At 38.6% G+C, this 18,277-nt stretch carries 17 protein-coding genes and 1 tRNA gene; 11 read left to right on the top strand and 7 right to left on the bottom strand.

The features are described 5' to 3' along the window. The first annotated feature begins 43 nt into the window (after positions 1-43). The 8 genes from AC13EX_RS09445 to bshB1 all read left to right on the top strand — a co-directional run bounded on the left by AC13EX_RS09445 (position 44) and on the right by bshB1 (position 9,173). The gene (locus AC13EX_RS09445; protein WP_048644558.1) at positions 44-445 is read left to right on the top strand and encodes an START-like domain-containing protein; all 402 of its coding nucleotides are present in this window, start codon (positions 44-46) and stop codon (positions 443-445) included. Between the two features lie 463 nt (positions 446-908). Continuing rightward, positions 909-2,741 carry an LptF/LptG family permease gene (locus AC13EX_RS09440; RefSeq protein ID WP_482892475.1) on the top strand — a complete coding sequence of 611 codons (1,833 nt, stop codon included), beginning with the start codon at positions 909-911 and terminating at the stop codon, positions 2,739-2,741. 63 nt (positions 2,742-2,804) lie between these two features. Next, entirely contained in the window at positions 2,805-3,080 is a 276-nt protein-coding gene (rpsO, locus tag AC13EX_RS09435; RefSeq protein WP_048642683.1) for a 30S ribosomal protein S15, read from the top strand. 101 nt (positions 3,081-3,181) lie between these two features. Further along, positions 3,182-5,317 carry a polyribonucleotide nucleotidyltransferase gene (gene pnp, locus AC13EX_RS09430; RefSeq protein WP_339709719.1) on the top strand — a complete coding sequence of 712 codons (2,136 nt, stop codon included), beginning with the start codon at positions 3,182-3,184 and terminating at the stop codon, positions 5,315-5,317. Between the two features lie 102 nt (positions 5,318-5,419). Next, positions 5,420-6,283 (top strand): sigma-70 family RNA polymerase sigma factor, encoded by an 864-nt coding sequence (locus tag AC13EX_RS09425; protein ID WP_014021150.1) that lies wholly within the window; start codon positions 5,420-5,422, stop codon positions 6,281-6,283. 157 nt (positions 6,284-6,440) lie between these two features. Further along, the gene (trxB, locus tag AC13EX_RS09420; RefSeq protein ID WP_482892474.1) at positions 6,441-7,379 is read left to right on the top strand and encodes a thioredoxin-disulfide reductase; all 939 of its coding nucleotides are present in this window, start codon (positions 6,441-6,443) and stop codon (positions 7,377-7,379) included. Between the two features lie 12 nt (positions 7,380-7,391). After that, on the top strand, positions 7,392-8,426 hold the full coding sequence (locus AC13EX_RS09415) for a peptidoglycan DD-metalloendopeptidase family protein (RefSeq protein ID WP_482892473.1): 1,035 nt from the start codon (positions 7,392-7,394) through the stop codon (positions 8,424-8,426). Between the two features lie 30 nt (positions 8,427-8,456). Continuing rightward, positions 8,457-9,173 (top strand): bacillithiol biosynthesis deacetylase BshB1, encoded by a 717-nt coding sequence (gene bshB1, locus AC13EX_RS09410; protein WP_482892472.1) that lies wholly within the window; start codon positions 8,457-8,459, stop codon positions 9,171-9,173. 326 nt (positions 9,174-9,499) lie between these two features. Here bshB1 and pdxH read toward each other — a convergent pair whose 3' ends face one another. Then, positions 9,500-10,138 (bottom strand): pyridoxamine 5'-phosphate oxidase, encoded by a 639-nt coding sequence (gene pdxH, locus AC13EX_RS09405; RefSeq protein WP_482892471.1) that lies wholly within the window; start codon positions 10,136-10,138, stop codon positions 9,500-9,502. 98 nt (positions 10,139-10,236) lie between these two features. On the opposite strand from pdxH, the gene AC13EX_RS09400 reads away from it, so the two are divergent. The 3 genes from AC13EX_RS09400 to AC13EX_RS09390 all read left to right on the top strand — a co-directional run bounded on the left by AC13EX_RS09400 (position 10,237) and on the right by AC13EX_RS09390 (position 13,140). Then, complete coding sequence (locus tag AC13EX_RS09400) at positions 10,237-10,806, top strand: YqgE/AlgH family protein (RefSeq protein WP_048642689.1); 570 nt, start codon at positions 10,237-10,239, stop codon at positions 10,804-10,806. 59 nt (positions 10,807-10,865) lie between these two features. Beyond that, on the top strand, positions 10,866-12,920 hold the full coding sequence (locus AC13EX_RS09395) for a DUF349 domain-containing protein (RefSeq protein WP_482892470.1): 2,055 nt from the start codon (positions 10,866-10,868) through the stop codon (positions 12,918-12,920). Positions 12,921-13,067: 147 nt separating this feature from the next. Then, positions 13,068-13,140 (top strand) — tRNA-Thr (locus AC13EX_RS09390). A 171-nt stretch (positions 13,141-13,311) separates the two neighbouring features. Here the strand turns inward: AC13EX_RS09390 and AC13EX_RS09385 are convergent. The 6 genes from AC13EX_RS09385 to AC13EX_RS09360 form a co-directional block, all read right to left on the bottom strand. Then, a complete protein-coding gene (locus tag AC13EX_RS09385) occupies positions 13,312-13,953 on the bottom strand; it encodes a DUF6266 family protein (RefSeq protein ID WP_482892469.1) in 642 nt (213 codons plus the stop codon). 178 nt (positions 13,954-14,131) lie between these two features. Then, positions 14,132-14,566, bottom strand: a complete 435-nt coding sequence (locus AC13EX_RS09380; protein WP_475135421.1) for a DUF6943 family protein — start codon at positions 14,564-14,566, stop codon at positions 14,132-14,134. A gap of 708 nt (positions 14,567-15,274) precedes the next feature. Beyond that, on the bottom strand, positions 15,275-16,927 hold the full coding sequence (gene merA, locus AC13EX_RS09375) for a mercury(II) reductase (protein ID WP_482892467.1): 1,653 nt from the start codon (positions 16,925-16,927) through the stop codon (positions 15,275-15,277). Positions 16,928-16,957: 30 nt separating this feature from the next. Continuing rightward, entirely contained in the window at positions 16,958-17,569 is a 612-nt protein-coding gene (gene merB / locus AC13EX_RS09370) for an organomercurial lyase (protein WP_293295311.1), read from the bottom strand. Positions 17,570-17,588: 19 nt separating this feature from the next. After that, entirely contained in the window at positions 17,589-17,885 is a 297-nt protein-coding gene (locus AC13EX_RS09365) for a hypothetical protein (protein WP_002978236.1), read from the bottom strand. Position 17,886: 1 nt separating this feature from the next. Further along, positions 17,887-18,234: a heavy-metal-associated domain-containing protein gene (locus AC13EX_RS09360; protein ID WP_094998231.1), complete on the bottom strand. Its 348-nt coding sequence runs from the start codon at positions 18,232-18,234 to the stop codon at positions 17,887-17,889. Positions 18,235-18,277 lie beyond the last annotated feature (43 nt).

Raw genomic sequence — 18,277 nt, 5'->3', positions numbered from 1 at the left:
CCTAAAAAAAATATTACTTTTTACAACTAGAAATACAAAGGTCATGGAGAAAATTAAGTTTGTTTCAGATTATCAGATAAATAGCTCCAAAAAAATTATTTATCCTTATTTAAGCACAGCCAGTGGTTTGTCCCAATGGTTTGCCGATGATGTGTTAATAAATGAGGATAAGGTCTATAATTTCATTTATGACGGAGAGAGTCATTATGCCCGCGCTGTGATAATGCGGTTAAATCACCATGTGAAATTTGAATTCTTTGATCCTGATGAAGAGGAGGATGAAGAAACCGACCATCCTTTTATTGAATTTAAATTGGACGAAAACGAATTAACCCAAACCTTTTACCTGCGGGTAGTCGAATATGGTGATGCTTACGACGAACAGGAACAGCAATCTATTTGGGAAGGGTTAATTGGCTCCCTAAAAGAGATAATTGGAGGATAAAATGCTTTATAATTATCATTTTTAACATAATATGTTCAATTTTGCTTCGTCTTTGAAACACGGATTATGTAATAGGATTTATCACCCCTTATGATAGCCAGGGGTGATGTCTATCCTGTGTTTATGGGAGCTGTTGCAATCGCAAGAAAATCAGGTTGTTTTGAGATTTTATTATAGCACCGCTATGGTAAAATTGAAAACAGCAAGGAAGTGGCTGGTTTTGAATCGATTTCAGCACCTATTAGATTGTCTATTGCATATTTCGGTTAAACTGTGTGTATACAGGAAGGATTGTTGGATGAATTTGTATTTGCAGGTGCTTCAAGGGCAGCGATGGCTTATTTACGGCACTGAAAGGCAAGTTCAGGGAAACCAACTACAAACTGATTTTGGGATAATTTCTACACACATAAGAATGGCGATGACCTATGTCGTGATAATAAATGAAAAGTAAAGGCAATTAATGAAAAAATTAGATAAGCTAGTACTGGGGTCATTCCTCAGTCCTTTCCTGCTTACTTTTATCGTGGTAGATTTTATTTTGCTTACGGTAAATATGCTTAAATACTTTGACGAGATATTCGGTAAGGACCTGCCTTTTATGGTCTATATGGAACTGATAGGTTATTTCGTTGTAAGTATTTCACCCATGGCCCTTCCTTTGGCTGTATTGCTTTCCTCCCTGATGACTTTTGGTAACCTAGGAGAGCATTTTGAATTGACAGCAATAAAAAGTAGCGGGATATCATTGAACAGGACCATGCTGCCCATTGGTGTGTTTGTGGCAGTTGTTACAGTGATGGCCTTTTTGTCCAATAATTTTATCGTTCCCCGAGTAAACCTTAAGACTTTTAGTTTATTGTATGATATCCGGATGAAGTCCCCAGCTTTTGATATCAAGGAAGGGGTCTTTTACAATGGCATTCCAGGTTATAGCATCAAGGTAAATTCAAAGTTGGATGAGGTTCGTCTTAAAGACGTTTTGATCTATGATCATACCTCAGGTCAAGGGAACCTTCATGTAATCACTGCCGACTCGGGAAGGATGGAACCCTTCTTCAATGACAGGTACATCATGTTGACCTTGTTTCATGGCAATAGCTATCAGGAAGGAACTGGAAGAAGAGGGGGGCGAGATATTCCGCAGTCTTTCAGTAGAAACAGTTTTGAAACCAATAAAATGGTTTTTGATCTGGACGCTTTTGATCTCAAAAGAACCCCGGAAAACCTTTGGTCGAATAGTAAGTCCATTAAGAATATTGGGGAAATTCGAGTAGATCTTGATTCCATGGACAGAGAACTTAATCATTGGTATTTTTTCAATTATGCCAATACAGAAGCCTCGTATAATTATTTTGGCAGGACCAGAAAGCTACTTCCGCCACAAGAAATAATAGATAAAAAGCAAGAAACGGATTCCTTGAAAAACCTCAAGTACCAGCAGGAATTGGAAAATGAGGAAAATGGGAAGCTGAATGGTTCGGATAGTCAGAATAAGGCCATGGCTTCAAATGATTCAACCGGGGCAGTTAGTCCTGCCAATATTGTAGGAGATACGCTCAAAACCAAAACAGATAGTTCTTTAGCTTCTGTTACCCAAAAGAATGAAGCTTCCAAACCTGTCAAAACTAAGGATTCCGCCATCAATGGCAAGGACAGTCTTGGAAACGTAGCGTCTAATTCAGGCAGTAAAGCGGTTGATATGCGGGCGATCAATAAGAGCAGTAGCTTAAAATTAGAACAACCTGATTTAGTAGAACTCAATGCTGATCAGGAGAAACGATTGGATTCATTGCTTTTGACATCAAGATATAGGACATCCATGGCTTCAGTGGGATTGACTACAGCCAGGAATATTAAAAACAACTTCACAACCAATAAAGCCAGAGTCAATGAAGTGATGCGGCAATATCGAAGTTTCAAAGTGGCCTGGTACCAGAAATACACCCAATCATTGGCTTGCTTTGTTATGTTTATGATTGGAGCTCCTTTAGGGGCCATTATAAAGAAAGGAGGTCTTGGAATGCCCGTATTGTTATCCATTATTTTTTTTATAATGTATTACATGCTGACCATTACTGGTGAAAAGTGGGCAAAAGAGGGATTGTCAGATCCAGTGTTCGGTACCTTTTTCTCTAACCTTGCCTTGATTCCTTTCGGATTGTTTTTTTTAAGGCAGGCAAGGAAAGATGCAAGATTATTTGAACCAGATTTTTATCAGGGTTTTTGGGAAAAGGTAGTGAAATTTTATCAGCAGAAGGTCCAAAGAAAAAAGTTAAAAGAAGATGTTTTATAAATTGAAATAAAACAGCTACCTTTGGCTCTGTTTTAAAAATTTTAACATCATATTTGACTAAGCATGTATTTAGCGAAAGAAGAAAAAGTAGAACTATTCCAAAATCATGGTCGGTTGAAGTCAGAAACTGATACAGGGTCTCCTGAATCACAAATTGCCCTGTTTACCTACAGGATCAAGCACCTGACTGAACACTTGAAGACCAACAAAAAAGACCATTCAAGTAGAAAAGGTTTGTTGAAATTAGTAGGTAAAAGAAGGCGTTTGCTTAATTACCTGATAAAAATTGATATTGAGAGATACAGAAATGTAATTGCTGATCTTGGTATCCGTAAATAATTACATGTAGGGTTCCTTGTTATAAGGAACCTTACTTTTTTACCTCCTTCTGTTATTAAGCCTTATTTTTAAAACTATACACACTACATACTCAAAAGTATATGTTACCAAATACAATTTCAAAAACTATCACTCTTGAAGATGGTAGGGAAATAATCATAGAGACGGGTGCATTGGCCAAGCAGGCTGATGGTGCTGTCGTAATTAAGATGGGCAAAGCTATCTTATTAGCTACTGTAGTAACTAAAAAAGAAGCAGGAGATGGGGTAGACTTTCTACCTATGTCTGTTGATTACCAGGAGAAATTCGCTTCCTCAGGAAAAATACCTGGAGGATTTTTGAAGCGAGAAGGTAGATTATCTGATTATGAAATATTGATCAGTAGAATGGTTGATAGGGCTATCAGACCTATTTTTCCAGATGATTATCATGCTGACACCAATATTAGCATCACCTTGATGTCATCCGATGAAGATGTTTTGCCAGATTGCCTTGCGGGATTGGCAGCTTCAGCAGCTTTGGCTGTTTCAGACATTCCGTTTAATGGACCTATTTCAGAAGTTAGGGTTGCTAAAATTGACGGAGAACTTTTTATAAACCCTAAACCATCCGATTTAGAGAAGGCTTCATTGGAGCTGATCGTTGCAGGTTCAGAGGAGTTTATCCTTATGGTAGAAGGTGAAGGAGACGAAGTTTCAGAAGATGAAATGGTCGAAGCCCTTCAGTTTGGCCATGAAGAAATCAAAAGGCATTGTAAAGTTCAAAAAGAACTGACTAAGCTTGTTGGTAAAGAAGAAAAAAGAGCTTATAGTCATGAAGACAATGACGAAGCATTATTTGAAAAAATTAAAACAGAATTGTATGACAGCCTTTATGAGGTGGTCAGCAGACAAATTTCTGTTAAGCAGGAGCGTTCAGACTTAACGAAAGCCATTAAAGATGGTTTTGTAGAAAGCCTTGGTGAAGATCATGGATATGATGAGCGACTTATAGGAAGATATTTCAGTAAGGTTCATAAAGAAGCTGCTAGAAACTTCACATTAAACGAGAAAAAGCGTTTGGATGGAAGGCAGCCAGACGAGATCAGACCGATTTGGTCCGTAGTTGATTATTTGCCTTCTGCACATGGATCTGCCGTTTTTACCAGAGGTGAAACTCAATCTATCACTACTTGTACCTTAGGTACCAAGCTCGATGAGCAAATGGTAGATGGAGCAGTATTGTCAGGTTACAATAAATTCTTTTTACATTATAACTTCCCAGGTTTCAGTACAGGTGAGGTAAAACCAAACCGTGGACCAGGTAGAAGAGAAGTAGGTCATGGTAATCTTGCCATGAGAGCGCTCAAAAAAGTATTGCCAGCCCCAGCAGACAACCCTTATACCATCCGTATCGTTTCTGATATTTTGGAGTCTAATGGTTCCTCTTCAATGGCCACTGTATGTGCAGGTTCATTGGCACTGATGGATGCAGGTATTGCTATCAAAAGTCCAGTAACAGGTATTGCCATGGGTATGATCTCAGATTCAAAAACCGGCAATTATACCATTTTGTCCGATATCTTGGGTGATGAAGATCATTTGGGTGATATGGACTTCAAAGTGACTGGTACAGCCAAAGGAATTACAGCATGCCAAATGGACCTTAAAGTAGAAGGCCTTGACTATGAAGTACTCAAAGAGGCGCTTTATCAAGCTAGAAAAGGAAGGTTACATATATTGGATGAAATTAATAAAACCCTTTCATCTTCAAGACCTGAATTCAAGCCGCATACACCTAGGTCTTATAATATGCAGATTCCTAAAGAACTAATAGGAGCTGTAATCGGACCAGGAGGTAAAGTGATTCAGGAAATACAAAAAGATACAGGAGCTACCATCATCATAGAGGAAGTGGACAATATGGGAAGAATCAATATCTTCTCTAATAACCAGGAATCTATGGATGCAGCCATTGCCAGACTTAAGGCAATTGTAGCTCAGCCTGAGATAGGAGAGACTTACACTGGGAAAGTGAAAAACATTATGCCTTTTGGTGCATTTGTTGAATTCATGCCTGGCAAGGATGGGTTGTTGCATATTTCCGAGATTAAATGGGAAAGACTTGAATCTATGGATGGAGTTTTAGAATCTGGCGAGGAAATTGCTGTTAAGCTTATAGATGTAGATAAAAAGACAGGGAAATACAAATTGTCCAGAAAAGCATTGTTGCCTAAACCAGAAAGAAAGGACAAGTAAGCTGGAAGGTCTCTGAATTTATAAGTCATATTGTAAAAAATGAACTATTCTTCAGGGAATATCTGTTATCAATGCGTTAAAAAAAATAATCAATAAAATTGAATGAGGCAGCTTAAAATCAGTAAACAGATTACCAACAGAGAAAGTCAATCTCTGGATAAATACCTTCAAGAGATAGGTAAGGTAGATTTATTGACAGCAGATGAAGAAGTGGTGTTGGCTAAAAGGATCCGAGAAGGTGATCAGCTCGCCTTGGAAAAATTAACCAAAGCCAATCTTAGGTTTGTTGTCTCCGTTGCCAAGCAGTATCAAAATCAAGGTTTGTCATTGGGTGATTTGATCAACGAGGGTAACCTTGGTTTGATTAAAGCTGCCCAAAGGTTTGATGAAACCAGGGGTTTTAAATTTATTTCTTATGCCGTTTGGTGGATTCGTCAGTCCATTCTTCAGGCATTGGCCGAGCAATCCAGGATTGTAAGACTTCCGCTAAACAGGGTAGGATCCCTAAACAAGATCAGTAAAACATTTTCTGAACTTGAACAAAAGTTTGAGCGTGAGCCCTCTCCTGAGGAGCTAGCTGAGGTACTCGAAGTTACCGCAGGGGAAGTTGTCGATACCATGAAAATTTCCGGAAGACATGTTTCTATGGATGCTCCTTTTGTACAAGGAGAAGAAAATAGTTTGCTTGACGTTTTGGAAAATGATGGGGAAATTAAGCCGGATGATGGCTTGATGAATGACTCCCTAAGAAAAGAAGTACAAAGGGCACTTTCTACGCTTACCCAAAGGGAAGCCGATGTAATTACTTTATATTTCGGATTGAATGGAGAACATGCGATGACGCTTGAAGAGATCGGTGAGAAATTTAATCTTACCCGTGAAAGAGTTAGACAGATTAAAGAGAAAGCCATCAGAAGACTTAGACATACCAGTAGAAGTAAAACTTTAAAACCTTATCTGGGATAAGTTATTTAGACAAAGTAGAAAATTTAAAAAGGGCGCTTTGCCCTTTTTTTATATCTGTCAAAAAAAATATTCAAGTCAGTAAACTTTTTTGTTTTTCTAATATGTTAATATTCGAAAGAATTTCGTTTTCGAATAAAAGTGAATAATTAATAAAAAAATGAATCAGGAAACAGAAAATATAAAGGTTCTTATTATTGGATCAGGACCAGCAGGATATACTGCAGCTATTTATGCTTCAAGGGCTGGGCTTTCACCTGTAATGTATACTGGTATTCAACCTGGAGGTCAGCTTACCATTACCAATGATGTAGAAAATTACCCAGGATATCCTGACGGTGTTATGGGGCCTCAAATGATGGAGGACTTTAAGAAACAAGCAGAACGTTTTGGAACGGATGTGAGGTATGGTATAGTAACCGAAATGGATGCAAGTGAGCGCCCATTTAAAGTTACTGTAGATGGTAATCAGACTTTGCTTGCAGAAACTGTTATTATTTCTACTGGAGCCTCTGCCAAGTGGTTAGGAATTGAAAGTGAAACCAGACTAAACGGTAAAGGGGTTTCAGCTTGTGCTGTTTGTGATGGGTTTTTCTTCAGAGGAAAAGACGTTGCTATTGTTGGGGGTGGAGATACGGCTTGTGAAGAAGCCAGTTATTTGTCCAACATCTGTAAAAAAGTATACATGATTGTAAGAAGAGATGAATTAAGAGCTTCTCAAATCATGCAAAATAGGGTTATGAAAAACCCAAAAATAGAGATTCTGTGGAATCATGAAACAGTAGAAATCCTTGGTGAAGAGGAAGTTGTTGGAGCCAAGGTAAGAAATAGAATATCAGGTGAAGAGCGGGATTTGGATCTGGAAGGCTTTTTCGTAGCCATTGGTCATCAACCTAATACTTCTGTTTTTGTTAATCAGATTGATACAGACGAAAACGGATACATTCTAACCAAACCTGGAAGTACAAAAACCAATGTCCTTGGCGTTTTCGCTTGTGGAGATGCCCAAGATCACGAATACAGACAAGCCGTCACAGCAGCAGGTACAGGATGTATGGCTGCCTTGGATGCAGAAAGGTTTTTGGCTTCCCAAGAATAGTTCTGAATCCATATGATTCTAAAAGAACGGTGGTTCCTCGTGTTTCTACTTTGTTCGTCTATCATTTTTGATATCACAGCACAGCATAGAAAAGTAGACAAGCAGAATAACAATGGTTTTGTCGAACAATCGCTTAAGGCTCCCTTAGGTGCAGATCTTTTTGATGCCGACCAATATAGAAATGACTTGGAAAAAGCTACGGACGCCTTGATCTTTAAGGATGATCTCAATCTTAAAAAACGTTTGTCATTAGTTAGTGAAAACACTGATACCTTTATTTGGGCACCAACTCATGTGATGGTAGAAGTGGCAGAGAAAGTATTGATAGATAGTATTTGGATTACGGCGTATGAATATTATGGGCTCTGGGACAGTCATAAAATCAATAGTTATGATTTTGATCCCAGAGATTTTAAAGACACCATACCTGTGAATTTGTACAATTCCTACTATGGTTCTGGATGGAGTGCTCCTTTGGACAAAACCAAAATTAATTCTGATTTTGGGATGAGACGTTACCGCTGGCACCATGGCACTGATTTGAAATTGAATGTAGGTGACCCGGTTAGATCAGTATTCGATGGGATAGTTCGCATCACATCCTATGATAGGTATGGGTATGGACATTATGTAGTGGTAAGACATAGAAATGGTCTCGAAACTCTGTATGGTCATCTTTCTAAGAAAGAAGTGAAAGTGGGTCAGGAAGTTAGCGCTGGAGATATTGTTGGATTGGGAGGAAGTACAGGTAGGAGTACTGGTCCTCACCTTCATTTTGAAATTCGTTACCAGGGACTTTCAATAAACCCGATCGAAATTTTCGATTTTGATATTGGAAGAATTAAAGCTCCTACTTACAACATCACCGCGCAAAGTTTTGATCATGAAATCAAGATGAGGGAAGCCGTTTACCATAGGATAAGGAGTGGTGATAATCTTTCTGTAATTGCTCGAAGATATGGGGTCAGGGTAAGCCAGATAACCAGATTAAATGGAATCAGTACCAGCACAATTTTGAAAATTGGGCGACGATTACAGATACAATAATAACTTTACAGTCATTTCAATATAAGAAAAATGAAATTGGATATTTTGGCTATTGCCGCACATCCGGATGATGTAGAGCTTGCCTGTAGCGGTACCTTGGCTTCACATAGAGCCCAAGGTTATAAGGTAGGTATACTTGACCTTACGCAGGGTGAAATGGGGACTCGCGGCACACCTGAGATACGCTTACAAGAATCTGATGATTCAGCAAAAATACTAGGGCTAAATGCTAGAGAGAATTTAGGTTTTAAGGACATCTATTTCAAAGATGATTTAGCCCATCAGGAAGCTATTGCAAAGGTTATACGAAAATACCAGCCGGAAATAGTACTTGCCAATGCGATTAGAGATAGACACCCTGATCATGGTAAAGGAGGCAGTCTGGCTTCTCATGCATGCTTTATTAGTGGCCTAAGAAAATTGGAAACCGAAATAGATGGGGTAGCACAAGAACCTTGGAGACCAAAATTTGTCTATCATTATATTCAAAATGAATACATTGAGCCAGACTTGGTGGTTGATGTTTCTGATTATTGGGAAATAAAAAAGAACAGTATTTTGGCATTTAAATCCCAATTCCATAATCCTGACTCTAAAGAACCTGAAAGTTTTATTTCCAGTCCAGAGTTTCTTGATTTTATAGAAGCTAGATCCCGTGAACTAGGGCATAAGATTAATGTGAAATATGGAGAGGGTTTTACTGTAGAAAGAGTAGCAGGAGTTAAAAATCTATTTGACCTTATTTAGTACAGTGGTCTAGCCCCATTACTTCCTGAGGTTTCTTGATTTTTGATCTCTTGATCAGGATGAAATAACTTGAAAAGTTGGGTTTTATCTAAACCATTATTTTGGCGGCATTGCTGCGGGAAATCACAACAATGTCGCCAAAAATACAATTATTTTTTTATCGTTATTGAGAGGGAGTCTGCCTTTCCTATGCTTACCACGCTGATTGGTTAAGTTTTTGTGCAAGTTATCCTCAAGCCAAAAGTGCTAGGAGGAATAGATTTTTAAATAATATCTCAGTATCAGCTTATTTATTTTGTTTTAAACAAGTCCTGAAGGAAGCCTTATCAAGGCGCTAGTCGCTCCATTGACCATTCTGAAGTCGCTTTATTGAGACGGTACAATACCCTGTCGTGTAGTCGAGCTGGCCTACCTTGCCAAAACTCTATCGAAGTAGGAGTAAGTAGAAAACCACCCCAGTTTTCTGGTCGAATAATTGGTTCCGTTTTAAATTTTATCTCAAATTGACGCTGACGTTCTTCCAAATAGGCGCGATTCGGAATAACTTCACTTTGAGGACTGGTCCAAGCGCCTATTTGACTTTGTTCCGGTCGGCTTTTAAAGTATTCGTCAGACTCCTCCGCAGAAGTTTTAGCAACGGTGCCTTCTATTCTCACTTGTCTTTCTAATTCTGGCCAGAAAAAGGTCAGGGAGGCTACTGGATTTTTTATAAGTTGCTGTCCTTTATTGCTGGAATAGTTGGTGTAAAAGACGAAACCATTGTCTACACCTTTTAATAAGACAATTCTTCCAGATGGACTTCCATTTTCATTAATTGTGCTAAGGTGCATTGCAGTAGGTTCATTGACCTGTGCTGTAATTGCTTCCGATAACCATACCTTGAATTGTTCCAAAGGGTCTGAATTTATCTCATTTAAATTCAATTTCTTAGAAGAATATTCTATTCTTATGTCTGCTATTTTCATTTTATTAGGATTTGGTACGGAAATTTAAGTTTGGAATGCAAATATATTGGTTTTAAATATTTTTGCTTTATATTAATGCCTCATATAAATAGTTTTTGATGGATGATATGTCCAAATTAGCTCCACAATCAGGGAGTTTGTTGATTTCTGAACCGTTCCTGCAGGATGAAAATTTTGTCAGGTCAGTAGTTCTATTGTGTGAAAATAATGAAATGGGTTCCTTTGGTTTGGTATTGAATAAGTTGTCTATATTTAAATTAGAGGAGCTTTTAGAGGGACATGAGTTTTTAGATAAGGAAGTTTATGTAGGAGGTCCAGTAGAGCAAAATACCCTTCATTTTATTTATCATGGAGAACAACAATTGGAAGATAGTGTAGCCTTAGGAGAGAAGCTTTGGTGGGGAGGAGATTTTAAGGAATTGATTGGTAAACACAAATTAGGTTTGGTAGATATTTCCGATTTCCGATTTTTCTTAGGTTATTCAGGTTGGGAAAAAGGACAATTAAAAGACGAATTATTAGAAAATACATGGATTGTTTGTGATAATAGCCATGCTAAAAATATATTTACAGTAGCTCCAGATGATTTATGGAGGATTATTTTAAAGAATATGGGAGGTGATTTCCAAGTATTGGCAAATTATCCGATTGACCCAAGACTTAATTAGCTCAAAATTGCTACTTTTGTTTAGTATGGTTTGAATTACGCAGGAATACAATAAATATTATGGATAAGGATAAAGAAATGTCTGAAAATGCAGACAAGGTTACTGAAGAATTGGCCAAAAGCCAAAAATCAGGAGAAGAAGCATCTACCGAAATACAGGGAGAAACTACTAACGATGCTACGGACGAAAACTCAACAACTGACAAGGAAAGTGTGGATGTGGTAAACACAGATGCGGCCCCGTCAAATGAAGTTCCGGAGGATAAAGAAGAGGGCAAAGCTTCTCAAGACGAAGGAGAGTCTGTGGAAGTGGCATCTTCTGCTGAAACCACGGAATCTGAGTCCGATGCAGAAGTGGCTGTAGGCAATAAAGATAGTTCAGATGAAAACGAGGAGGAGGAAGAGGAATTCGATTTCCATAATTTTACCAAAGCACAACTTATAAAAACCCTAAAGGACTTTGTGAACGAACAACATTTCGTTCGTAGAGATGGGTTGGTACAAGAAATAAAAAACCAATACGACGAATTTTTCTCCAAGGAACAAGAACAAGCCCTTGAACAATTTTTGAGTGAAGGAGGAGAGAAGGATGGATTTGTCTATAGAGGGACAGATGAAGACAAGGAGTTTTTTGCTTCTTACCAATTGTTTAAGGAGAAAAAACACCAGCAGTTTAAAGACCTAGAGCGTTCGAAAGAAAAGAATGCCAATGATAAAAACCTGATTTTGGATCAATTGAGAGCTATAGTAGATGGAGAAGAAACTACCAATAGCATCGAGACTATTAAAAAAATCCAGGATGAGTGGAAGAAAATTGGTCCTGTTCCACACAGTCAGAATAAAAACCTTTGGGCGTCTTATAATGCCCTTATGGACCGTTTTTATGATAATCGAAGTATTTACTTCGAATTAAAAGAACTAGATAGGAAAAAGAACCTTGACAGTAAACTGGATCTTTGCCAAAAGGCTGAAGCATTGTCAGAGGTTGAAGATGTGAAAGAAGCAATTAAAAACCTCAATGATCTTCATGAGGAATTTAAACATATAGGGCCTGTGCCAAGAGATGAGCAAGAAGCGCTGTGGCAAAGGTTTAAAAGTGCTTCTGATGCGGTTTACAATAAGCGGAAAGCTTATTATGACAGTCAAAGAGAAGTATTTAAAGCCAATCAGGTTTTAAAAGAAAAGCTTATTGAAAAGCTAGATACTTTTAAATCCTTCAAAGCCGAAAAAATCAGAGACTGGAACACGAAGACAAAAGAGATTCTTGCTTTGCAAAAAGAGTGGGAACTTATAGGTCCGGTTCCAAGAGAGGCTGGTAAGGACATCAATAAAACATTTTGGGGGCTCTTTAAGCAGTTTTTCCACCACAAGAACCTCTTCTTTAAGGAGCTTGATGAAATAAGGCAGCAAAATAAAGAAAAGGCGGAGAAGCTTATAGAAAAAGCTGAGACTTATTTGGAGAGCACCGACTGGAAAAACACTTCCAATGAGTTAATTCAACTGCAAAAAGAGTGGAAAGAACTCGGTCCAATGCCTGAGAAGTTTAGAGATGATCTTTACAACCGTTTTAAAAAGGCATGCGACACTTTCTTTGAAAGTAGGAGGACTGCCAATAAGGAAACCAATAAAGCATTTGAAGACAATCTCGTAGAGAAAGAGAAAGTTTGTCAAGAGATTTCGGATGCTGCTAAGGACGAAAGCCAGACAAGTGCTGAGAACCTTGAAAAACTAATTCAACAATTCAACGAAATTGGATTTGTGCCTAGAAAGAGCATGAAAGACATTTCATCCAAATTCAACAATGCGGTAAATGAATATGTATCTAAATTAGAGTTGGAAGGTGAAAGCAAGGACGACTTTTTGTTCAGGTTGAACCTCAACAAGCTTCAAGCGGATCCAAATAGCAATAAAGTCCTTAACAAAAAGGAACACGGAATTCGTAGACAAATCACAGACTTGGAAAACAACATTACCTTATGGAGAAATAACCTTGAGTTTTTTGCTGCCTCTAAAACTGCTGATAAGTTAAAAGATCAATTTGAGGAGAAGATCGACAAGGCAGAGCAAGAAGTGGATAAATTAAAGAAGAAGCTTTCAATTATTCGCGAATTTTAATTCCTTCACTATGAGTAAAATAGGGATTTTGTTAGAAAAATCTTCTCAAAAGTTTTGATTTCATAGGAGTATAAAACTATATTTGCACTCGCAATCAGGGAAAAAGTCTTCCTGATACCACTTTTAAAAGAGTGTTTTTATATAGAAGCCTCCTTAGCTCAGCTGGTAGAGCAACTGACTTGTAATCAGTAGGTCGTTGGTTCGATCCCGACAGGAGGCTCTTAGTTATCAGGCACTTACGTTAATTCGTAAGTGCTTTTTTATTTTCAATACATACAGAATACATACACTCCGACGCAAATTGAATTTTGCTGATATGCTGATTTTCAACATAAATCAAAAAAAACCGCCTCATTTCTGAAGCGGCTTTTCAAGGAAAACACCAATCGCTTTACGCAACTGTTACAGAGCCTAAATAAACGCTGTTAGCGACTTTAGTTCCGTCTTCTGACACAAACCCTAAGAAGACTTCTACATCTTCTCCTGAGTACTCAGAAGGCACAGGAATGGCTGCAGCTGCGGCACTCCTTGCTGGTCCAGCAGTTGTAAAAACTGCTTCTCCACGAGTAGTGTTCAAAAGGGCAATCAGCGCCTTGTCTGTTGCCTGAGCACTTCCGCTTCCTGAATTGTCTGTCCAGGTTGCTTCTACGTTTCCAGCACTTGGAGAAGTCGCTGCACCGTTGGCCGCACCTGTCAAGTTACCACGAGTAACCAATGCACTTGCATAGTCAATCATGAAGTTTGGATAAGCTCCGGTAACTGCATTGTTCAGGTTGTAAGACATGGCCGCATTGAATTGGGTCATACGGTTTGCATACAACTTGAAACCGACTCTCAGGAAGTCTGTCATTGGTTGCAAGAACCTTAGGACAGTTGAGAATTTAGAACGCTGGTCAACCTGACCTTCAGTTCTTGGGTTCGCTACACTGGAAGGTTTGATGCGCAGGTAATCGATGCCCTTCCAAGTTCCACCGATTACATTCCCAACCTGTCCTGAGACACCACCGAGAATACCTTGATTAATTTTTCCCATCTCTTTACGATTTTTAAGGAGTTAAACATTTGCTTGGACTTGACACGGACTTACCATGGATTTGCCCTTCGCCAACTAAATTACTTCAAGAATTAAGCGGTAGTTCTCTTTTGGGTGCTGTTGCGGTAGTGTGCTTTATTTTGCTTTTGTTGCGCTGTTTTTTTGGCAGGGCAGGAATCTATCCTGTACCTGTTTCTTTCATCAAGTCAAAAAATATGGCTTGTCTGGCAGTATCAATCATCTTTAGTGTGACCTTGATTTTTTGCTCGTTGGTATCGAGTAGTTGAAGGGCTTGAATTGCCTTCTGAAATGCCTGGTCTTTGCAGCTTGCTTTGGTGGAGCTTTCCCGAATCAGCTTTCGGATTTCATCAATAGTCACAAATGGAATCACGGAGCCTTTCAGGAGATAGTGAAATGATTTTGACCTCCACAATCCAAAGCATAGCCAAAAGAGAAATTCCCTGTCCTCTTGGTTGTCGGTGAGGCAAACAAAGCAATTCGGGCAAGCTTGGTTGAGCGGTTTTCCGCTGTTCAATCCTTTATTCAGGATAAAGAAGTGCGGCTGTTGGTAGCTGCTTTCCAGTCGGTGTGTTTTGATACGAAACGATTTCATACAGTGAGCCATTAAAGTTTAGCTCGCTGCGCTTCGCATATATTTTTTCAAAAGAGAAAAGAAAAAAGGGAAAAAAAGAAAAGAGAAAGCTGTCTTTCAGGCGGGTGCGGCTCGGCTGTCAAGGTTTTTGGAAAAAATACTACCCATAGGGTGGAGATTTTTTTCAAAACCCGTAGGGTTTGACCTTGACTGTCCGAAAGTGCGATGGGCATGTGCGAGCCCGCCTATCTTTGCTTTTCTCTTTTTAAAATTTTCCCTTAACGAGTAAAAAAAAGAGCCCCCTAAAAAGGAAGCTCTGAAATGCACAACTCGAACCAAAAAACACGAAGCGTATAATCTGTGATACCACAACGCTGAATGCCTGCATGGAACGGAAGGCCTGAGGTGCGAACGCCCGCCAACAACCACCGGCTGCCGAAACGGACTCTGAATAATAACTTAAACATAATGCCCTCACACTACAGAACGGTGCGATTGCAGCAAGGGCTGTGGGAAAAAAATACTACCCGAAGGGTGGAGATTTTTTTTCCTAACAGGCGAAGCGAGCCCTTGCAGCTCTCGCATCCGCACGCCTGTAACTTTGCTTTATGTTTGAGTGATTATTGACTATTTATGGCTATTAAATGCCAATTCTATGAACCAGTACTATTTGAATAGCAAGGCAATGCATGAATGGGAATCGAAAACATAGAATTGAAGGAATTTGATTTAGCTTGCACAACAACTTAATTTCGATACGTCTTTTCCGAAAGTTATGGCTGCTAATTTTATTCCTTCTCCCAAAGTCAAATAAGGGTAGAAACTGTCTGCTAAGTCTTTCACCGTTATTCCGTATTTGATTGCCATACTTAATTGTTGGATAAGTTCTCCGCCTTCGGGTGCGACTACTCTTGCACCAATGAGTTTATCGGTTTCGGTGTTACGAATGAGTTTGATAAAACCCCTTGTGTCGTTTGCTGCTATGGCTCTCGGCACGTCTTTGAGTTCCAATTTTGAAACTTCAAACGGAATGCCTTTTGCTTCTGCCTGTGCTTCATCTAAACCTGCGCCTGCAATTTGTGGGTCAGTAAAAACCACCCAAGGTAAAGAGGAATAATCGGCTTTGTTTTCTGTTCCTGAGAAAGCATTTTCAACGGCAATTTTACCTTCAAAAGCGGCTGTGTAAACAAATGCAGGGGTGTTGGTTACGTCACCTGCTGCGTAAATGTTGGATAGATTGGTTTCCATCTTTTCATTTACTGCAATGTGTCCGCTTTGGGTGAGTTCCAAACCAATGTTGTCCAATCCTAATTGATTTGTATTGGCTTTTGTTCCTGTGGCAATTACCACCCTTCCTTTTTCTACTATTTGAGTAAATGAACCATCAGGACATTTGCAATGGATGATAGTTTCATTTCCTTGCTTTTTAAATTTTACGGCTCTGAAATTGGGTAAAATTTCTATGCCTTCCTTTCGTATTTGGGTTTCCAATGCTTCGCTGATGTCTGGGGTTTGTGTACGTAATACTCGGTCGGTAAATTCAATGATGCGGACTTTTACGCCTAAACGATTGTAAGCCATTGCGATTTCCAATCCGATATAACCTGCTCCCATAATGGTCAGGCTTTCGGGTTTTTCTTCCAAGTCGAATAGGGAAACATTGGTCAAATAGTCAATTTTGTCCAATCCTTCAATAGTCGGAATGTTGGTAGTAGCTCCAGTGGCTATTAAAAATTTGATGGCTTTGTATTCTTTGCCGTCTACTTCAATGGTTTTGTTGTTCTTGAACTTTGCCCAACCTTTTAGCATAGTCAGGTTTTCAAAATCGCTTACCACATCCATATACTTTTTCTCCTGAAGTGTCGCTACTAATTTTTTCTTGGCTTTAATGATTTGTGCGAAATCAATGTCAACACCTTTTGGTTTGATGCCTTCAAAGTTGGAATGCGTAGCGTGATAAACCGTTTCACCTGCACGAATTAGGTTTTTAGATGGCACACAACCCACATTTACACAAGTACCGCCAAAGTCCAAACCACCGTTTACCATTAAGGTCGATAATCCTAAACTTTCGGCTTTAATGGTTGCCGAAAATGCAGCCGAACCACCACCGATAATGATTAAATCAAATTGATTATTCCTACTATTTCCATTTTCAGAAATTTCACTTTTTACACGATAGTTTTTTGTACCGTTGATGGTGTTGATGATTTCTTCTTTGCTGGTTTTGGCAGGGTCAAAAGAACATTCACAAGTAGCTTTCGGGTAGCTCACATTGGCTTCTTTAACACCCTCATTTTGTGAAAGCATTTTTTTTATTCCTGTGGCACAATGGTCGCAGGTCATACCTGCAATTTCCAATTTTATTTTTTCTTCTTTCATCTTATTTTTTTAATTTATTTAGGACTATACTTAACAACATTTCATTCCTATGTTTTTAGGCTCAAAGAAATCCTCAAGCGTCAATATTTTTCCATCAGGATTATTTTTTAACCATTGTTTTGCTGTTCTTTCGCTTGCAAAAAATGAAACGTGATTACATAGCGACCCTTTAATATTGCAGGTGTCAACAGATTCTACCCAAGAAATAAATAAAGGATAAGGAGTTGTCCATAATAGCTGACTTCCGTTTATTTGTAATTCGATGGGAGAGTTATCAATCGGGTCAGTTGAATGAACATTGGCTTCTACACCTAACCATTCCGAAAACAGAATGGCATCTACTACACACCATGTGTATAACATCTTACCATTTACAATAAAGCGATGTTTGGTAGGAACTGTAGATAGACCAGAAAATGCAATAATATTTCCTTGTACATCGGTTTCGCCCAGTTTATTCAAAATAGCGTCCGCTTTATCTTTGGACACTTTTATTAGTTTATAAAATCTGTTTTTAGATATAGAACTGCCTAGCATCAATTCTTGAAATATTCGTAAAATAAAATCGCTATTCTTTATCTTAAATTCAGAAAAAAGAATGTCGTTTAATTGACCGTCAATATATTTTCGTTGATTTTTCATAAGTTTTCTATTTGGGGTTTTACTGCAAACATGCTTTACTTCCTATAATATCGCCATCTGATGCACTCCAGATATAAGAAAGACCATCTCCTGTTGCTGTAGCTGTTACTTTTGTGGTTGCCCCAATTGCAATGGTGCTTTGTTCCGCACTCAAATCTGTGTAAGAAATGGTCGAAGTACCTGTTGGGGTGGAAGAATTAGTACCGGGAGTTGAAGAATTTGTTGGTTTTACTTCCGGTTCCTGTACTTCTTTATTACAACTAGCTACTATCATCCCGATAGTAACAATGCCTAAAATTAATTTTACAGTTTTCATATTATTTAGAATTTTCTTTAATGATTTCGGCTTTATAACCTGTTTTTTCAATTACTTTTATGATAGCTTCAGGATTTGTTTTGCTTGGGTCGTACTGGATAGTTGCCAAATCGCCTGGATATTCCACTTTGTGTTCAATAATGCCGTCCACTTCTTTGAGGGCATTTGAAATATGGTTGGAACAACCTGCACAAGTCATTCCCGTGATTTTCAGTTGCAGGGTCTTACCTTCTTGCTGTGTTGTATTTGCTGTTTGTGCTTTATTGTCAGTCGGTTTGCAACATTGAGCATTAAGCTGAGCAATTCCAATTAGGAACAAAGCACTCAATAGAATTAAATTCTTTTTCATAGTATAATTATTTAATTAAGTTCTTAAATACGAGGGGCAAAAA

Source organism: Cyclobacterium sp. L-R (assembly GCF_056859355.1).
This window is presented reverse-complemented; position numbering and strand designations above follow the sequence as displayed.